16 protein-coding genes are annotated in these 19128 nt (G+C 61.8%); 1 reads left to right on the top strand and 15 read right to left on the bottom strand.

What is annotated here, in order from left to right:
* Positions 1 to 37: 37 nt before the first annotated feature.
* Together ESZ53_RS10980 and ESZ53_RS10975 are read right to left on the bottom strand one after the other, a co-directional pair.
* The gene (locus ESZ53_RS10980) at positions 38 to 1066 is read right to left on the bottom strand and encodes an isopenicillin N synthase family oxygenase (RefSeq protein WP_129072867.1); all 1029 of its coding nucleotides are present in this window, start codon (positions 1064 to 1066) and stop codon (positions 38 to 40) included.
* Between the two features lie 90 nt (positions 1067 to 1156).
* Positions 1157 to 2611, bottom strand: a complete 1455-nt coding sequence (locus tag ESZ53_RS10975; RefSeq protein ID WP_129072866.1) for a glyceraldehyde-3-phosphate dehydrogenase — start codon at positions 2609 to 2611, stop codon at positions 1157 to 1159.
* Between the two features lie 241 nt (positions 2612 to 2852).
* On the opposite strand from ESZ53_RS10975, the gene dgoD reads away from it, so the two are divergent.
* The gene (gene dgoD / locus ESZ53_RS10970) at positions 2853 to 3998 is read left to right on the top strand and encodes a galactonate dehydratase (RefSeq protein WP_129072865.1); all 1146 of its coding nucleotides are present in this window, start codon (positions 2853 to 2855) and stop codon (positions 3996 to 3998) included.
* 10 nt (positions 3999 to 4008) lie between these two features.
* On the opposite strand, the gene ESZ53_RS10965 is transcribed toward dgoD, so the two are convergent.
* From ESZ53_RS10965 to ESZ53_RS10905, 13 genes are all read right to left on the bottom strand, one after another.
* Positions 4009 to 4749: an SDR family NAD(P)-dependent oxidoreductase gene (locus ESZ53_RS10965; protein WP_129072864.1), complete on the bottom strand. Its 741-nt coding sequence runs from the start codon at positions 4747 to 4749 to the stop codon at positions 4009 to 4011.
* Entirely contained in the window at positions 4749 to 5498 is a 750-nt protein-coding gene (locus ESZ53_RS10960; RefSeq protein ID WP_129072863.1) for a FadR/GntR family transcriptional regulator, read from the bottom strand. Before ESZ53_RS10960 ends, ESZ53_RS10965 begins: the two co-directional genes overlap by 1 nt.
* A 51-nt stretch (positions 5499 to 5549) precedes the next feature.
* A complete protein-coding gene (locus ESZ53_RS10955) occupies positions 5550 to 7664 on the bottom strand; it encodes an alpha-galactosidase (RefSeq protein WP_129072862.1) in 2115 nt (704 codons plus the stop codon).
* 86 nt (positions 7665 to 7750) lie between these two features.
* Positions 7751 to 9100 carry a sugar ABC transporter substrate-binding protein gene (locus ESZ53_RS10950; protein WP_129072861.1) on the bottom strand — a complete coding sequence of 450 codons (1350 nt, stop codon included), beginning with the start codon at positions 9098 to 9100 and terminating at the stop codon, positions 7751 to 7753.
* Positions 9101 to 9196: 96 nt separating this feature from the next.
* The gene (locus ESZ53_RS10945; RefSeq protein ID WP_129072860.1) at positions 9197 to 10141 is read right to left on the bottom strand and encodes a carbohydrate ABC transporter permease; all 945 of its coding nucleotides are present in this window, start codon (positions 10139 to 10141) and stop codon (positions 9197 to 9199) included.
* Positions 10142 to 10144: 3 nt separating this feature from the next.
* Entirely contained in the window at positions 10145 to 11032 is an 888-nt protein-coding gene (locus tag ESZ53_RS10940) for a carbohydrate ABC transporter permease (protein WP_129072859.1), read from the bottom strand.
* Between the two features lie 145 nt (positions 11033 to 11177).
* Positions 11178 to 12365, bottom strand: coding sequence for an ROK family transcriptional regulator (locus ESZ53_RS10935; RefSeq protein ID WP_129072858.1), 1188 nt, complete (start codon positions 12363 to 12365; stop codon positions 11178 to 11180).
* Positions 12366 to 12464: 99 nt separating this feature from the next.
* Positions 12465 to 13385 (bottom strand): ABC transporter substrate-binding protein, encoded by a 921-nt coding sequence (locus tag ESZ53_RS10930; protein ID WP_168187234.1) that lies wholly within the window; start codon positions 13383 to 13385, stop codon positions 12465 to 12467.
* 8 nt (positions 13386 to 13393) lie between these two features.
* The gene (locus ESZ53_RS10925; protein ID WP_129072856.1) at positions 13394 to 14173 is read right to left on the bottom strand and encodes an ABC transporter permease; all 780 of its coding nucleotides are present in this window, start codon (positions 14171 to 14173) and stop codon (positions 13394 to 13396) included.
* 3 nt (positions 14174 to 14176) lie between these two features.
* Complete coding sequence (locus ESZ53_RS10920; RefSeq protein WP_129072855.1) at positions 14177 to 14857, bottom strand: ABC transporter permease; 681 nt, start codon at positions 14855 to 14857, stop codon at positions 14177 to 14179.
* A 13-nt stretch (positions 14858 to 14870) separates the two neighbouring features.
* The gene (locus ESZ53_RS10915) at positions 14871 to 15692 is read right to left on the bottom strand and encodes an ABC transporter ATP-binding protein (RefSeq protein ID WP_129072854.1); all 822 of its coding nucleotides are present in this window, start codon (positions 15690 to 15692) and stop codon (positions 14871 to 14873) included.
* Positions 15693 to 15789: 97 nt separating this feature from the next.
* Positions 15790 to 17148 (bottom strand): DUF1501 domain-containing protein, encoded by a 1359-nt coding sequence (locus tag ESZ53_RS10910; protein WP_129072853.1) that lies wholly within the window; start codon positions 17146 to 17148, stop codon positions 15790 to 15792.
* Between the two features lie 63 nt (positions 17149 to 17211).
* A complete protein-coding gene (locus tag ESZ53_RS10905; RefSeq protein WP_129072852.1) occupies positions 17212 to 19122 on the bottom strand; it encodes a DUF1800 domain-containing protein in 1911 nt (636 codons plus the stop codon).
* Positions 19123 to 19128: the final 6 nt, after the last annotated feature.

Genomic DNA, 19128 nt, shown 5'->3' with positions numbered 1-19128 from the left:
TCTAAGTCATGTCAGCGAATAGCGCCGGCGAGTGGCCTTAGATAGCACCCCGCGGGCCCTGGATCAGATCATCGTGATGAATCTGGGCAACGTTGGGGTGCGCCCGCATTCGGTAGCGGAGCGCATTGTCTCCGTAGGTTTCGAGGATCGGGCTATTCGTGGGGTCGAGCGAGAGTCCGCGTGCTTGAGCGGCGAGCTCGGGCGGCAACTGCAACTGCGGCATCACGGTGTCGAGAGCCGGGTTGAAGAAGAACGGAATCGAAATGCGGTCGTCGCCGATGAGTGGCGAGATCACGCGGTGCAGCGTCGCCTTGAGGTACCCCTCGGTCGCGAGCTCAAGCATCTCACCAATGTTCACGACGAACGCACCCGGCTTGGGTGGAACATCCACCCACTCGCCTTGGAAGTCGACCTGCAGACCGCCCTTGCCGGGCTCCACCATGAGCAGTGTGAGAACGCCGCCATCGCGGTGAGCTCCTACGCCCTGCTTGGGCTCGGGGTTGGACTCACCGGGATACCGCACGATCTTGAGCTGCGGGAACGGCTTGTCAGCGAAGGCGTGGTCGAACACATCCTCCGGGGCGCCAAGAGCCTGGGCCCACGCGCGCAGCAGGCGCAGCGAGACGGCGCTGAGTTTGTCGTTCCATTCGTTGACCAACTCGCGAAGCTGAGGCACGGCATCCGGCCACTGGTTCGGACCTTCAAGACGCCAGTAGTCAGCGAGCCCCGCAGCGTTGTCGATGACGTCGCGCTCGGGGCCAACGTCGATCTGTTCGCGCCAGTCGGTCTTGCCCTCGGTCAGCTCGCCGCCCACGCGGGTGTACCCACGAAACTGCGGGCTGTTGACGTTCTCGACCGCAAGCTTCTGTTCGGCCGACAAAGCGAAGAACTCACGGGATGCCGCGAGCAGATCATCCATCAACGATTCTTCGACGCCGTGGCCGACAAGGTAGAAGAACCCCACATCGTGGGTCGCACACAGCAAATCATCCCGGAATTTGGCGGCCGATTCGGGGCCGCCGTCAAGTAGCGAGAGGTCAATGACGGGGAGTGCGGATTCGTTCATGCCACGATATTTACACGCGAAGTCTGAGAACTTTCCATTGTTACGCTCACAGCGTGACGCGGCCAGGAAACCCGGTTACAGTTCGAGAAATTATGCCCCGACTGCGGCGCGTTCGGGAATAATTTGCGGGTGAGTTTGCGCCATATGCTCGATCACGCGCACCACCTGGCTCGTGTAGCCGAACTCGTTGTCGTACCAGACGTACAGCACCAGATGCTTGCCCGAACTGATCGTGGCGAGCCCATCAACGATGCCCGCGCGATGCGAACCGATGAAGTCGCTCGACACAACCTCGGGCGAATCAATGAAGTCGATCTGCTGCTGAAGCGTCGAGTCCAGCGAGAGCCCGCGGAGGTAGCGGTTCACTTCTTCCCGCGTCGTCTCGGTCGCGAGGTTGAGGTTGAGAATCGCCATCGACACGTTGGGGGTCGGAACCCGGATGGCGCTGCCGGTAAGCAATCCAGCAAGCTCTGGAACAGCCTTTGCGACTGCCTTCGCGGCACCCGTCTCGGTGATGACCATGTTCATCGGAGCCGAGCGTCCGCGGCGGTCACCCGAGTGAAAGTTATCGGTGAGGTTCTGATCGTTCGTGTACGAGTGCACGGTTTCCACGTGCCCGTGCTCGATGCCGTAAAGATCGCTGATGGCTTTGAGCACCGGCGAGATCGCGTTCGTCGTGCACGACGCTGCCGAGAGAATCGTGTCGCTATCCGCGATCGTGTCGTGGTTCAGACCGTAGACGATGTTCTTGATGTCGCCCTTGCCGGGGGCCGTGAGCAGAACACGCTTCACCCCCTTCGCGGTGAGGTGCTGAGAGAGGCCTTCTTGATCACGCCAGCGGCCAGTGTTGTCGACCACGATGGCATCCGAAATTCCGCACTCGGTGTAGTCGACCGTGGCGGGGTCGTTCGAGTAGATGACCTGGATGAGAGTGCCGTTGGCCAGAATCGTGTTGGCTTCAGTGTCAACCGAAATAGTGCCCTCGAACGGACCGTGGATGCTGTCGCGACGCAGCAAGCTGGCGCGCTTGATGAGGTCGTTGTCTGAACCGCGGCGCACGACGATCGCGCGCAGGCGTAGCCCGTCGCCGTTGCCGGCGTGCGCGATGAGGATGCGGGCCAGCAGTCGACCGATGCGTCCGAAACCGTAAAGCACGACATCCGCTCCCGCCGGCTTCGCTTCGGCGCCGTTCTTAAGCACCGGCGCAAGCTCGGTCGCCAAGAACTCGCCGAGGTTGCCACCGACCTCGCGGAACCGATTCACGAGCTTGGCGAGGTCGATGGATGCAGAGTTGAGTGCCATCCCTGACAGCGCCACCATGATCGGCATCGTCTCCTCGATCGGCAGCTCGGCTTCGTTCAATTGACGGGCGAAACGGTGAGCTTTGAGCACCTCGACCGGCGACTGGTTGATGAGGCGGCGGCCGTGAATAGAGGTCACGACGCCGTGGTTGCGATACAGCCCACCGATGAGGGGAATCATGGCCTCGGCCAGTTCTTGGCGGGCATTCCATCGATCAAATTCGTCGCTGTGTTCGCGCTGCATCAGGTTCCTTCCGACTGCACTGTCTCGGGGCGAATGGGCGCGTTTGTGGCGCGCGGCCCCGCCTCCATTGTTTCAGAGAGTGGGCAGCCGGACGCGAGTGGATGCCTGCAATTCAGGCAACTGTTGAGCCAGCGCCAAAGGGGGCGGTTTTTAACTGTCACTCGCCGCCGGGAGCGAGCGCTCTGGCGGCGGCCCAGAAGGCAATAGTACGATAATAGGACTTACTAGTTGGAGGGGCGCCATGAAGATCGCACGCATCGAAACATTCCTCGTGCCGCCGCGCTGGCTCTTTGTGCGCATCGAGACCGACAATGGCATCGTCGGCTGGGGCGAACCCGTCGTCGAAGGCCAGGCCGACATCGTACGCGCCGCCGTCGAGCAGCACGCCGAATACCTGATCGGCCTCGACGCCACTCGCATCGAAGACCACTGGCAAGTGCTCACCCGCGGCGGTTTTTACCGCGGCGGCCCCGTCGCTTCCAGCGCTATCGCCGGCATCGATCAAGCCCTGTGGGACATCGCGGGCAAAGCCCATGGCGTTCCGGTTCATGACCTTCTCGGCGGTGCCGTTCGCGACCGCATCCGCATGTACGGCTGGGTCGGTGGCGACGAGCCCTCCGAACTGCGCGACAACATCGCCCAACAAGTTGAATCGGGCCTCACCGCTATCAAGATGAACGCGAGCGGGCGGATGTCGCCCCTCAGCACCGTGAGCGCCGTCGCCGAAGTCATCGACCGGGCTGCACTCGCGCGCGAAGTTCTGGGCGACGATCGGGATTTCGCCATCGACTTTCACGGACGCATGACCGCCGCCAACAGCCGCCGCATCCTCCCCTTGCTCGAACCGCACGCACCCCTGTTTGTGGAAGAACCAGTCGTGCCCGAGAAGTCGCACTTGCTCGCCGGCATTGTCGCGTCGACCTCGATCCCTATCGCCACCGGCGAGCGCCTCTTCTCCCGCACCGAATTCCTCGGACCGCTGCAAGCCGGCATCGCCGTTGTGCAACCCGACCTTTCGCACGCCGGTGGCATCTCCGAAGTACGCCGCATCGCCGCCCTCGCCGACATGTTTGACGCCCAGCTCGCGCCGCACTGCCCGCTCGGGCCAATCGCCTTGGCATCGAGTCTGCAGGTCGGGTTCAACACACCGAACTTTTTGATTCAGGAACAGAGCATCGGCATCCACTACAACGTCGGATCAGACGTGCTCGAATACCTCATGGATACGAGCGTGTTCGACTTCACGAGTGGGTATATCGAACGGCCGACTGCCCCGGGGCTCGGCATCGACATTGATGAAGCCGCCGTGCGTGCCGCCGACAAGGTCGGGCACCAGTGGCGCTCCCCCGTGTGGCGCAACGCGGACGGTGCGCTCGCCGAGTGGTAGTCGCGTCTGACTAAGCGCCGAGTGTGGTCGTCATACCGCCGTCGACCACGAGCGACGCGCCTGTGATGTACGAGGCTCCATCGCCGGCTAAGAACTGGATGACCGACGCAACTTCTTCAGGCTTACCCAGCCGCCGCAGGGTGGCTTGCCGTTGCGCCACCTCGTGCGCTTCGGCCCCCTGGTGATCCCACTGCCGCGTCTCGATCGCACCGGGAAGCACGACATTCACGCGCACGTGTGGGGCGTAGTCCACCGACAGCTGGCGCGTGAGCGAAATGAGTCCGCCCTTCGCCGCATCGTAGGCAGGCTGCTCGGCCCAGGACAGCACCCCGTGCACGCTCGACACATTCACCATGCTGCCGCGGGCGGCCGTGAGAGTGTCATGGAAAGTGCGCATGGCGCGGTAGGCGGATGACAGGGTCACCGAGAGCTGCTTGTTCCAGATATCTTCGCTCTGTTCATGCGCGATGCCGGTCACTTGAAAGAACGCGTTATTCACAATGACCGCGGGCGGACGATTCGTGGAGCGCAGCTCAAGCGAGAGCTGTTGCCACTGCTCAGAGTCCGCGACGTCGAGGCGATGCGCGGTCGCAGCGCCGCCGGACGCGACGATCTCGGCGGCGACCGCGGCAGCGGCATCCGCATCAATATCAGTGACAACGACGTCGTCTCCGGAGACAGCGAAGAGTCGCGCGGCAGCAGCACCAATGCCGTTGCCGGCGCCGGTGATGAGTACGGTGCGGGCGGCCATTAGAGCGCCGGCTTTCGGTTCGAGACGAGTTCTGCCCCGGCCGCGTCTTTGCTCACAATAGTTTCGGAGTCGCGGTTCGACTGATCCATGAGAATCTTCATCGCGGTGCCGGCGGCCTCGGCGTCGCGGGCCAGGATCGCGGTGACAACAGCCCGATGCTCATCCAAGAACTGGGTGGTGGTTTCGTGCGCAAACGCGAGCTCATCGCGGGCGTGAAGCGCTGGCTCGAGCACCACTTCAAAGCGGGCCAGAAGTTCATTGCCGGATGCCGCCAAGATGGCCCGATGAAAAGCCAAGTCGGCCTTCACATGAGAGGCGACCTCGGTGTTCTCGAACGTTGCCGCGAGGTCGACCATCGCGGCTTCGATCTCGGCGCACTGCTCATCGCTGCGGCGAACGGCAGCGAGACGGGCGGCGGCGGGCTCCAGCACCTGGCGCACTTCGCTGAGCTCCAGCACCAGCAGCGGGTCGGGCACGCCCTCAGACCGCCAGGTCATGACGTCGCTATCGAGAAGCTGCCAGCGCTCACGCGGGGTGACATAGGTGCCGAGGCGTGGCCGCGCATCCACGAGCCCCTTGGTTGTAAGAACCTTGATCGCTTCGCGGATGACGGTGCGGCTGACCTGAAACTCGGCGAGCAGCGCATCCGGATCGATGATGTCTCCCGAAGCGAGTTCGCCCCGCATGATGCGGCGGCCGAGCACGTCAACAACGTGCCCGTGCAGCCCTCGGCGAGAGAAAGTAGTCATTACCGCGATAATACTGCGCGCACGATCAGTGCGCCGAGAACACCGCCGCGGTCACAGCCTTCTGGTCTCGATGATGACTGCGCTCTCGGGGAACAGGATCGGCGCCAGGAGCCCCATTTCTGCCAGCGCCCGTCCGCTCACCTCAGCCCCCGCGCACCACTGCGGGATCGAGCGAGCGGACGGCGGCGCCGCACCAGCGGGCTCGACGAGCCTCACGCTGTAGCGCGCATCCGGGTCAAGACCTGACAACCGAATGCGGGCAGGGATACTGGACCCAATGTCACGCAATTGAACGTAACTGTAAATCGCCGCATCCTGAGACGAGGCAACGACGCCCATGACATGAACGGGAGCATCGTCGTCACCCTGTCGAACCACGCGGCCGCTATGCAGCAGCGCGCGGTTGTCCTTGTAGTACTGCGCCCACGAGGCCAGCTGGGTGCGTTCCTCTGGCGTGCACTCGGTGATATCCCACTCAATACCGGCATGCCCGAACAGCGCGATGGCGGCCCGGAACTGCAGCGTGTGCACTCGCCCCGTGGTGTGCGACCGCGTCGGGCCAATGTGGGTGCCGAGCATCTCCGGCGGAATCGCGAACATCGTGTTGCGCTGAATGCGTTCACGTTCAAGCGCGTCATTGCAGTCGGATGCCCAGAAACGATCGGCGTGCTGCGCCATGCCCAAGTCGATACGTGCCCCGCCCGACGCACACGACTCAATCTCGACGTGCGGATGCCGCTGCTTGATCTCATCGAACAAGCGATAGATCGCGAGTGTCTGTTCATGCACGGCGGCGTGACCGAGGTGCGAAGGCTCGACCAGCGGGCGATTGTGATCCCACTTAATGTACGAGATCGCGTTGGCGCTCAGCACCGCATCCACTTGCCCGAGAACATGCGCGTAGGCGCCGGGATGAGTCAGGTCGAGCACCTGCTGGTTGCGCACCTCAGCCGGGATGCGGCCGTCGGCACCAAAAATCCACTCCGGATGCGCGCGGTACAGGTCAGAGTCGGCGTTCACCATCTCGCCTTCGAACCAGAGACCGAACTGCATGCCGACCGCCGTGACGCGGTCGATGAGCGGAGTCAAACCCTCGGGCCACACCGCCGAGTCGATCACCCAATCGCCCAGTCCGGCGGTGTCGTCGCGGCGCCCGGAAAACCACCCATCGTCGAGAACGAAACGTTCGACGCCGACCTCGGCTGCGGCATCCACGAGGGCGCTGAGTTTGTCGAAGCTGTGGTCGAAGTAAACCGCCTCCCACACGTTGAGGGTGAGGGGCCGGGGAGTTGCCGCCCCCTTGTGACCAGGGCGTGCCCGCAGCCATTCGTGAACGCGGTGAGAGACGCCGTCGAAGCCGCCGGAAGAGAAAGCGGCGACCACAGTGGGGGCTTGATAGCTGGCTCCGGAGTCAAGAATCATTTCGCCAGCCAGTAGCAGTTCGGCGGCACCCATCTCGGTCTGACCGGTGGCGGTGCGCTCGACCATGTGACGCGAATTGCCGCTCCACAGCAGCCCGAGACCCCATATCGAACCGTTCTGGAACGTGGCTCCCGGCGTGGTCGCGAACTCCATGATCGTAGAGTCATGGCTCGTGCGGCCTTCCCGAATCTCACGGCTCCACAGTCCGGGCTGAATCTCCCGGCGAAACATTTGACGCTCGTTGACCCAGCGTCCACTGAAGTCGATCGACTCTGTTGCTGCGTCTGGCAGCGGCATCCAGGTCGCGAACTCGTCGACCTGAAGCCCGGCCGCGCCCACGTTGGTGATCGTCGAATCGATCAGCAGCACTCCCGAAGCGGTGATCGTGAACGAGCGCGAGACTCGTATTCCGGCTGCGGCATCCTCGGCTTCAAAGCTCAAGACGGTTTCGGATGCGCTGGCCGACGTCAGGTCGAAACGCTGAGTCCAGTCGGCTCCGGCCCGGTGCGCGCTCACCGCGGGGCGACCATAGAAACCCCGTGCATTCTCGCGCCACAGCCCGGTCGGCGCACTCACGTCGCCGTTGGGTGCGACGGCAGTCTCGGCGTGCAGTACCGCCAGATCGTCGAGCGTGTGCTGACCCCAGTCGTCACCCCAGTGGATGATGTGCGGCGTTCCGCTCGAGGTGTCGATCACGAGGGTAGCCCCCGCTGCGCTGAGGTGGTGAAGGTTCTGCGCGGTCATAATTTTTCACTTTCGGCGGGCTAGAGCCCAGAAGAGGTGGCCACCCGCGTACGGGGTTACGGATGGCCACCTGGTTACAGCGGGTGCTACTTGAAGAGCGCGTTCACTTTGTCATTGACGGCAGTCAGCGACGAGACAGGCTCCTTGCCCGACATCACAGCTTCCATCGCCGGCGTCATGAGTGCGTTGACGTCAGACTTGTGGTCGGTGATGGGGAACAGGAACGTCGTTCCCTCCTCTACCTGAACCGTGAAAGCACTCACGTCTACACCGTTGGCGGCGAAGGCCTCAACGGCGGCATCCGTCGCTTCGGGAATCGCGGGGAATACGACTGCAGCATCGGCTACTACCGACTGGCACTCGAGCGAGCCCATGTACTTGACCCACTCCCACGCTTCTTCAGGATGCTTCGTACCAGCCCAAATGTTGTCAGCTAGTCCATTGAACATCGACGCACGCTCGCCCGTCGGACCGGTCGGTGTTGGCGCAACTGCTGGAGTGAAGGAGTCAGTTGTTGCACCGAACACGTATCCGGTCATCCATGAGCCATTGCTTGCCAGCGCTACTGATCCAGCGGTCAGTTGATCAGACCAGGAAATACCGGTCTGAGCTGCGAGGGAAGGCATGTAGCCCTTTTCGATGAGCGAGTGCCACCACGTAATAGTGTCCTGAAATTCAGGAGCGTCGAAGTTGTATGAGCTGCCCCAAGGGCCATCGGTTGCTTCCCAACCGTTCGCTGCCGCGAGGTAGCTCCATTGTGTTTGACCATCGCCAAGGGCGCCGGCATTGGAGGCTTCAAACCAAATGCCATAGGTCTTCACATTGTTCTTGTCGAAGCCAGCTTCATCACCGCGCACACCGTTTTTGTCAACGGTCAGGTGGGCGATGACGTCTTCGTAGGTTCCGCCGTCTTTCGGGTTCCAATTAAGCGAGCCGAGCTGCTCTGCTGTGACTCCCGCGGCATCCGTCAGCTGCTGGTTGTAAAAGAGCGCGATCGTGTCGAAGTCCTTGGGTAGTCCGTACTGAACTCCCTCGGGGCTCTTCCACAGGTCGACGAGTCCGTCTTGGTAAATCGAGGTGTCGACGCCATCGGCTGCGATGTAGTCGTCGAGGGGAAGGATCTGATCGTTGAGCACGAACTCGGGGTAGTACGCCAAGTGGCTCGTGAAGACGTCGGCGCTGTTTCCAGAAACGAGACCGGTGTTGATTTTCTGCCAGTAATCTTCCCACCCTGACTGGTCGATCGAGATCGTGATGTCCGGGTTTGCCGCGTGGAAGTCATCAGCACACTGCTGGTACGCGGGCATTTGGTTGGCATCCCAGAGGCTGTACTTGATTTCTACAGGGCCATCTGCGTCAGTTGAACCAGCGGAACAACCGGCCAAGACAAGGGGCACCGCTGCAAGTACAGCGATTCCCGCCAGTGCTTTCGTCATTGCTTTCTCTTTCTCTTGGGGTCAACCGCTCAGCGGCAATGCTGATTCGGTTGGATGATCGCTCAGTGCGGAGCGAAATAATGGTGGTGTTGTCGGCTACTTCACGCCCGACGATTGGATGGATCCGACGATCTGCTTACCGAAGATCAGGATCAGAGCGAAGATGGGGATCGCCGCGAGCAGTGCGCCGGCCATGAGGCCCGCCCAGTCGGGGTTTCCCGCGGGAGTCTGGGAGCGGAAGATTCCGAGGCCGACGGTGATCAGCTTCGACTCCTCGGTGGTACCGACGAGGAGCGGCCATAGGTAGTCGTTCCAGTAGAAGATGAACTGCAACAGCGCCAACGTAATGATCTGCGGCCAGACCAAGGGCACGGCGATACGGCTGAAGATGCGCCACTGGCTTGCACCGTCGATCACTGCCGCCTCAATGATGCTGAGGTTTACGCCGAAGAAGAACTGTCGAAGGAAGAAGATTGCGAATGGCGTCATGAACATCGCGGGCAGAGCGATGCCGATGATTGTGTTGAGCAACCCCAACTCTTTAATCAGCACGAAGTTGGGCAGGATCGTGAAGATGACGGGAACCATCAACGCGATCAAGAAGAGGTTGAAGACCGCATCGCGCCCCTTCCACTTGAGCAGTGCGAAGGCGTAGGCCGCCATGGCGCTAAACGCGATCTGGAACACCGTGATGAGGGTGGCCGTGATGATCGAGTTCAGCATGTAGAGACCGAAATTGATCGATGCTCCCGAGCCGCCCTCGGCGATAGCTTCCTCCGGGGTCGCCAGCCCGAGAACTCGCTCGATCGGCCCCAGGGTGAAGTCGACCGGCAGCAGCGAGAGAGGTTCACCGAACATCGCCCGGTTGTCGCTGAAGGCCGTACGCACCATCCAGTAAATCGGGAACAGCGTGATGATCACGACAATCGCGAGAGCCAGCCGGCCGAAGAACTTCGACACCGGTGATTTAGCCATGGCGGGATCTTCGGCGCTGCTCGCCCGAACTTTCTTTACCCGCTTAGTGCGTGTGCTGGTGGACATGATCTACCTCTCCATGTCTGACTCGTTGGCCCGCAAGAGGCGATTTTGGATGAGCGCAATCGTGGCGAGCAGAATCATCAGAATCACGGCGAGCGCCGAGGCGTAGCCAAAGTCGAACCGTTCGAATGCTCGCTCGAAAATGTAGAAGTTGATCGCTCGCGTTGCGTCGACCGGGCCACCGCCAGTGGTGACGGCGATGGTGTCGAAGATCTGGAACGAACCGACGACAGTGACAACCAAGACGAAGGCGAGGATCGGACGAAGGAGGGGAAGAGTGACGCTTCGGAACACTCGGAACTCACCGGCGCCATCCACTTCTGCTGCTTCGTAGACGTCACGAGGAATGGCTTGCAAACCCGCGAAGAGCAACAGTGCGGTGTACCCGACGTGGCGCCAGACGTTGACGAATGCGATCGTCGGCATCGCCCACGCCTCGCTACCAAAGAAGCCGATTTTGTTGAGGCCGATTCCATCGATCACGGCGTTGATGAGACCGAGGCTGTAGTCGGCGAGCCAGAACCAGACGAGAGCGACGATGACGTTGGCGATCAGGTATGGCAAAACCACGACACCGCGGATGACCATGGAGCGGGTGAAGCGGTGCATCAGCACGGCTAACGCCAAGGCGATGATCGTCTGGAGCCCGACGTTGATGAAGACGTATTGGAACGTGACGGCCATCGAGCGCCAGAACACGGCGTCATTGAAAATGTCGATGTAGTTCTGAAAACCGATGAACGTGGGGTCCCTCAGCAGGTTGTAATCCGTGAAGCTGAGGTAGATGCCGCGAATGGTCGGCCACAGAAAGAAAGCCAAGAATCCGATGCTGGCGGGAATGAGAAACAGCATCGCCGGAACGATCTGATTATCCCTACTGACCTTTGCTGCCATGAGCGGAATCCCACCTAACGTCGTCGTTGCCTAAATTATTCCACTACGGAAGTAATGGCGTCAAGGGTCAAAGTGAAAGTTTTTCGGCGCAACAAAACGGTCGGGCGCTAGCCTCTCGGCGCGCACCGCACGCGGCGTGCGAAACCTACAGGGCGGAGATAGAACGGTCGAACGACGTTTGAATCGCGACCGCCGCCGCGCCCTTCGCCCAGATTCCAAACCCTGTCTCATCAACGACGAGCGAAATCGGATGCGCATCGGGGTCGCGTTCTTCGTGCAGCACGCGCAACACTTCGTCGCGGGCGACATCCAGAATGCCGGTGCCCTCTCCCGCCAACAACACCTCATGAACCATCGCGAGATTGGCTGCCAGCGCGATGAAACGGCCGAGCGCTCGCGCTGCCCGGTTGACGACAGCCCGTAGAGCGGCGTCGCCCGCAGCTGCCCGTTCTAGAATCTCGTCGTAGCTCAGCTCCGCACCGGTCGCCTCGTGGGCCTGTGCTCGGATGCTGTCTACCGTGAGCATCGCAGTGGCGCACCCCTCGTGGCCGCGGAAGCAACGGGGCCCTCCCGGCTCGAGCGGCAAGTGACCGCCCAGTTCGATTCCGGTCTCCGCTGTGCGAATCACGGTGTCGTCCCAGACGAGACCATAACCGACACCCGCACCGATCGTGATCACCGCGAAGTCGCGCATGCTTCGGCCGAGCCCAAACCAGTGCTCGCCCTCGATGAGTGCGATGAGGTCATTCTCAACCGTGATTGGAACTCCCAGGCGCGCCTCAAGCGCTCCTCCAAGATCGACCGAGTTCCACTCCAAGAAGCGCACGTTATCCACGACACGGTTGTCGATGACCCGGCCACCGACGGTGACGCCGATGCCAGCGATGGCGTTTTCCCCATCGTCGTTGAGTTGATCGAACAGGTTGGCAATCGCGTCGATAACCGCATCCACATCGTGGCTAGCAAGCGCGCGATCGGCGCGAGCGAAAGCTCGCGCGCGTTGATCTGACACGACGCCGAAGGCGGTCTCGCTCGTCAGTTTGACGCCCAAGAAGCGACGCGGATTCGGGGGAATGTCGAGCGGTTTGGCTGGCCTGCCCACAGCCCCGCTCAGCGTCTCCCCTGCTTCGACAATCACTCCACTATCGAGCAGAGGCTTGGACAGCCGCGTCAAGGTTGGCGGCGTCAGCTGCAGTCGCTTCAACAGCTCACCGCGCTGGATCGGACCGTGAATCAGGATGGCGCGAGCGAGAGAAGTCGTGGGAGAGAGCACATCGACGCGACGCGACTCCGCGCCGCTTCCCACTGAACTCATCGACTTGGCCTCAGACATGACACTGAGGCTACCGCAGCGTGAGTCCGCAACGTGCGAGGCCTCAGCACAGAGAAAGGCGCCCCGCGCTGATGCACGGGGCGCCTCACTAGCAAGCAGTTAGCCCAGAAGACCCTTGTCGGTCAACCAGTCCATGGCGGCCGTTGCGGCCTGTGCCTTTTCGGTTCCTTCGACACGATCGCGCAGGGCGATCAGGTCGTCCGTCGTGAGCTCGGCCGAAATACGGTTGAGCACGTCAGCGAGTTCATCGGTGTAGATGTTCGAGTTGAGCAGCGGCACGATGTTTTGTGCGGCGATCAGGTTCTCGGGGTCATCTAGAACCAGAAGGTTCTTGGCGACGAGGTCGGGCGAGGTGGTGAAGATGTCAGCGACCTGCACAGCGTCGTCAACGAGAGCCTTCACAGTGTCGGGGCCGCCGAAGTCTTCGATCGGAACGAACGTGATGTCCTTGAGGCCGTAGAACTCTTCGAGTCCAGGGATGCCGTACGGAAGTTCCGCGATCTGCGGGCTAGCACCGAGGCTAAACGGTTCGATCTTCTTCAGGTCTCCGATGGAGGCCAGACCCTCGGCGTCAGCGAGCTCTTGAGTGACGACGTACGCGTCCTTGTCCTCGGCGGGCGACGACTCGAGTACGCGGAAGCCGTCGGGAACCGTGGTTTCCAATGCAGCATCGACGTCTGCCGTGGTGCGAGCCTCGTTTTCGGTGTCATAGAAGAACAGCAGGTTGCCGTTGTACTCGGGCATCAGGCTGATCGAGCCATCCTCGAGCGCCGGAATCGTTGTCTGGCGTGGACCGAGGTTGAACTTGGTCTCGACCTCAAAGCCCGCGTCTTCGAGCGCGAGAGCATAAATGTTGCCGAGGATTTCGCTTTCGGGATACGCAAATGACCCGACGACGATCGCTGACGCATCCGTGGAGTCACCCCCGGAAGTGTCAGTGGGGTCAGACGTTGCGCACCCGGTCAAGGCGACCACTGCTCCGGTTGCGACGGCCGCGATAGCGATCCGTGACCTCTTCATTGTGAACATCAATTCTTCCCTTCGTGGGCGGTTATTCCCGCTACCGCGGCGGGCCGGAATGACCGGCCGCGGACGTGTGTGTTCCGGCGTGTGGCGCCGGGAGAGCTTCGGCGCTTGGTGAGCTGCTGCGCCACAGCGAACAGCCCGTCGACAACCAGCGCGAGCACCGTGACCAGAATGGCACCGCCCAATATGCGGTTGTTGTCATTGAGGCCGATGCCGCTTGAGATGATGGTGCCGATGCCGCCGAGCGAAATATACGACGCGATAACGGCCGTGGCAATAACTTGAAGGGCGGATGCCCGAATACCGCCGATAATCAACGGCAGCGAGAGCGGGATCTCGATCTGCATCACGATCTGCAGCTCGGTCATTCCCATCGCGCGCCCGGCATCGACCGTATGTCGATCCACCGACTCGATGCCGGCATACGCCCCCGCCAGAATCGACGGAATAGCAAGAACGACGAGCGCAATGATCGAGGCGATGAACGCCGCTCGAGTGAACGGCACCGTTGCCCCGACGATGACGAAGAGCGCCATCAGCAAGCCCAGCGTGGGCAGCGCCCTCATCGCACCGGTGAACCCGATGACGAACTGGCGCCCTCGCCCGGTATGACCGATGTAAAAGCCCAGCGGGAGGGCGATCACCGCAGCGATAGCGACGGCTACCACGGTGTACAGAAGGTGCTCTCCGATGCGATCCTGGATCGGCAAAGGATTCTGGGCACCGGCAGCGTAGTTAGCGGGGTCGGTAAGCCACCGAATCGCATCGAGGAAAAACTGCATGGGCTAGACCGTCCTCTCGCGCAGAGGAAGGCGCACCTGAGCCGCTCGGCCGCCGCGACGCATCCAGGGCATGAGGAGACGCCCGAGTAAGACAAGCAGCACGTCGAACACCAGAGCGATGAGCAGACTCGCGCCGATTCCGATCAGGATTTCCTCGAGGAAGTCCCGCTGTTTTCCATTCGTAAACAGGTATCCCAGATTGGCCGATCCGATGATCGCTCCGACCGAGACCAGCGCAATTGTGCTTGCGGAAACCACGCGAAGGCCGGCGAGCAGTACCGGCCCCGCTAGCGGAAACTCGACAAGCCAGAACCGACTCCACGCGGAGTAGCCCATAGCCGTCGCCGCCTCCACAGCCGCTCCGGGCACCGCCGCGAGCGCGTCGGCCGCAGTGCGCACCATCATGGCGACCGCATAGATTGTGAGCGCCACGACGATGTTTCGGTCATCCGTAATCTTTGTGCCCAGCAGATAGGGAAGCATCACAAAGAGTGGCAGCGACGGGATCGTGTAGAGGAGGCTCCCCCCAGCAACCACCACTGACCGCATTACTGACCAGCGATTGGCCAACCATCCCAGCGGAACGGCGATGGCGAATCCCAGCACAATGGGCAGAATGCTGAGCGCTACGTGGTTGAGCGTGAGTTCTGCCACCAACTCAAAGTTCTCGAATAGCCAACTCATGCGAAAGCCTGCATCAGTCGACCTCGAGGATGCCGGCCGGGCGCCCATCAGCGTCGACGACCAATGTTGCGTTGTCACCTTCGCGCTGCTGCAAGCGAAGCGTTCGCTTGCCCTTGTCGGCGCCGATGAAAGTCGACACAAAATCGCTGGCCGGGTTGGCGAGGATTTCGGCCGGCGTGCCGACCTGAGCGATGACGCCGCCATCGCTCAAGATCACCACTTGATCGGCGATAGCGAATGCTTCGTCAATATCGTGGGTAACAAAGACCGTGGTCTTGCCCAGTTCGCGCTGCAAACGGTTCAGTTCGAGTTGAAGCTCTGCCCGCACGATGGGATCGACCGCGCCGAACGGTTCATCCATGAGAAGAATGTCGGGGTTATTGGCAAGCGCTCGCGCCACACCCACGCGCTGCTGCTGGCCGCCCGATAACTGGTCGGGGTAGCGGTCGGCCAACGATCGGTCGAGCCCGACAGTGTCGAGAAGCTGCAACGCACCCTGACGAGCATCTTTTTTAGAAACGCCGTTGAGCCGCGGAACGGAAGCGACGTTGTCAGCCACACGACGATGCGGAAGTAGACCAATCGCCTGCAGTACGTAGCCAATCCGACGCCGCAGCAGCACGGGGTTGAAGGTGGACACATCTTCACCGTCGATCAACACCTGCCCTGACGTCGGGTCGATCATCCGATTGATCATGCGAAGCAACGTTGTCTTGCCCGAACCGGATGACCCGACGAACACGGTTGCCTTATGCGATGGCAGCACGAGAGAGAAATTCTCTACCGCGAGGGTGCCGTCAGGGAACCGTTTAGTGACGTTTCTAAATTCAATCATGGCCCGCAGCTCAACTCCCCGTCGGCGTGACGAGCGACGGGTGCCGGGCTCGTCACACCCTCAGTCTATTCGCTGCGGGCTGTAGTGCTCCGGTGCGCTAGGCCATAACGCCGATCGGCGCGACCTTCCAGTCCGGGAAGATGACACTCGCATCGGCCGCGCTCAAGTCAAGACGATTCATGACGACCTCGCCGAGCAAGTCGCGGAAGTCGTTGCTGCCGGGCACGTCACCGTGGTCGAGCACATCGGCACCAAGACCCTCCCATTTGCCGTGAACGCCGCCCTTGACGCCGCCCCCCAGGACCATCGCGAGGCCACCGTGACCGTGATCGGCACCTGAGCTATCGTTCTGGCCGACGCGCCGGCCGAACTCGCTCATGAGCACGACGGTTGTCGTCTCTGCCTTGGGGCCAAGGTCAGCGAAGAACGCCGCGAGACCATCGCCCACAGCCTTGAGCATGTCGTGCATGTCGCCCTTGTCCGGGGTTCCGATGTCGGTGTGCATATCCCAGCCACCGAGATCCAACGTTCCCACGCGCAGACCGACGTTGGCCTTGATGAGGCTCGACAGCGTCGCAAGGTCGCTAGAGAAGTTGTCATCACCAAAGCCGCGATCTTCGGCATCCCCCGCAGAAGCGGCGATTGCTGCTGCTTCACGTGAGGCGCTTAGGGCAAGTGTCGTTTGTTGCGCGAATGGGTGGTCGAGCCCCGTATAGAGGTTGGCGAGCGCTGTGCGCGTGGGCTCAAGCACGGAATCGTCGACATCGATTGCCAAACGATCGAGGTCCGGAACAACGAGTGCGTTCGAGTCACCGACGAGAGACCGCGCGAGACGATCGCTCGCACCGACGCCACGCCAGGTTGTGCCGGGGCCGCTCTGCTCGAGTGCTCGGTTGAGCCATCCAGTCTGCGAAGCGCTACCCGCCGAACCGCCACGCTCGAGGCAATCCTGTGCTTGAAAGTGGCTGCGCGAGAGGTCAGGAGTACCGATCGCGGGCACCGCCGCAATCTTTCCTTTCGCCAGCATCGGCTTCAAGGCGGCCAGAGCAGGATGCAGGCCGAAGCCGCGCTGGAACGCGATGAGGCCCGAGTTCTCACGCACAGCAATCCCGGGTCGAGCATTGAGGAGGTCGGCGTCCGTGGCTGGTACGAGCACAGAAAGACCGTCCATACCGCCGCGCAGGAACACGACAATCAGCGCGCCGGTATCCGGGGCACCGGGCGCCGCGTAGGACGCCTGCGTGGTCACAATTTGGGAGCCGACGGCAGCCACACCGGCCATAAGCCCGCCCTGCAGCATCCGGCGGCGAGTGAAGCCCTTCGACCAGAGGTGGCGTCGGGCTTGCTCTTCGGCGACAACAATCTCGCTATGAGCGCGCACTGCGGAGTCGAGGTCGGTGGGGCCCAGTTGGCGCCAGTCGGGGCAGTCAGGGTGAAGGAAACGGGTATCGGTCATGAGAGGAATCTTTCTCGAGTCGGGTTCGAGCGGCAGTAGGTGGGTGGGGTTCAGCGGGCGCGGCTAGCGCAGCTGAAAATAAGGCGAGTCAAGAACGAGAGCGGCGAGCGCTGGCACTTGCCAGGCGTTGCTCGCCTCGGCTTCTGCAGATCCCTCGACATCGAGATACGAGAGCAAGACGCCGCGATGCTGCGCACTCAACGGGCGACCGATCAGACCCTCCGCAATCGCGTCTACCCAGGCTGAGTAACTCTGCCCCTCCTGCGGAGCAAACGCCTCGCTTAACTTCACTGGCGGCGTGAGGCCTGTGAGCCAGCCCCCGGTGAAACCGCGGTGAAGGTTCCAACGCGCCACAGTTTGGCTCGCAGAGAGCCACGCGCCGGTCACGTCGGGGAAGCCATTCGGTGGAGTCCAGGTCAGCGGTGCATGGCCGAGATTTTGCAGCACCCAGTACAGGTTTTTGACCCCCTGGGCGAGCTTGTCGCTTCGTTGAACGTTCACCGCGCGCGCTGAACCTACGGCGTCTTCAAGAGGACGTCGTGTCTTCTCACCGATCGAATCCCAGAACTCCGCACTCGCGAACAGCTCTTTGAGCACTGGCATGATCGCCGTGTCATTGTCGAGATAGATCTGGGCAAGACGATCGAGCAACGCTTGCGGCGGCGAATCGGAGACAAATCGCACGGCCAGCTTACGAACAACAGTGGCTGCCGTAGCTGGGTGATGCGCCAACACACTGACGTAGCGGTCGCCCATCTCGAGACCACCATCGGCCGAGGCGTTCTCGTCGCTAAAGAACGACGTGGTAACTGGCCCGACGAAGTGGCGTTCAGGGCGATAGCGGAATTCACGAGTGTCGTAATCGATGGCTCGCCCCGAAAGGATCATCGCGCTGTTGCGCACATCAGCCTCGGTATAGCCGGAGGTGACACCCAGCGTGTGCAGCTCGAGCAGCTCTCGGCCGAGGTTTTCATTGACGTTCGTCTTATTCGACTGTTCGTTGTTGAGGTACGTGAGCATCGCGGGGTGGCGCATTGCGGCATGCAGCATGGTGGAGTAGCTGCCGAAAGCATTGGCGCGAATAACAGAATTCGCATAGTCGGGCGCCGTGGCCCAGACGCTATCTGACGGCGTCGTCACATTGAGCAGGTTAGCGAAGACGTCAACGACCACCTCGAAGAGCTGGCGCTTGCTGAAGATCTGAGCCGCGAGTGTTGCCTGCCCCGTTTCGCGGGCAGCATCCCAGCCATACTGCTTCACCGAGGAGATCACACCGGAAATGGACTTCTTCGCCAGCGGAAATGCTGCCCACGCGGAATCCCCGTCAGGATCAGAAATGGATGCCGGAGCGAGCTGTGCGCCTAGCCACGAATCGATGCCCGCGGCAGACAAGTCGACGAAGTCGCTCGGACGCGGACCAAAGGTTGCACGGGAAAGTAAATGCGCGTGGGTTTGCGGGTTGTTTGCTACTGCCGTCGTGATGCTTTCCGGCTTAGTAGACCCTCGCGGTGGGGTAGGTTTCGCCGCTGGTTTGGCAGCCGAAGGAGCATCCGCTCGAGGAGCGTCACCCGATCCGGCCCCCGGCTTTGCAAAGCTCTGGTCACGGTCAGCGGGAGGGTTGGAAGTCGCTGGCGAACGTGGGTCGGCAGTGGCGGGTGGGTTCATGCTGCGCCCGCTACCAACCGCGCTCGGCGGTGTTGACGGCGATGCGCTCGGGGTACCGGTGGGAGTCGCGCTCGGAGTTGGAGTGGTCGGAACGGGCGTATTGAGCGGAGTCGACCCGCCGGGCTTGACCGGGGCGAGGAGCCCGTCGGAGGACGCGGTTTCGATCGAGGGGCCAAAGACCGCGCTACTTGCTGCTGCGGCGCCCACCGCCGCTAACGCAGCAACACCGCTCGTAATGATCATGCGGCGGGCGAGGAGAGTCTCCCCTTCACCGCCGGCGGGTACGTCGGGATTTACGGGAGGATTCACGCCACA

It is taken from the genome of Salinibacterium sp. UTAS2018, assembly GCF_004118935.1.
In the GTDB taxonomy this organism is placed as follows: Bacteria; Actinomycetota; Actinomycetes; order Actinomycetales; family Microbacteriaceae; genus Rhodoglobus.
Note: the sequence above shows the minus strand (reverse complement) of the source record. Positions and strands in the feature narration are given on the sequence as shown.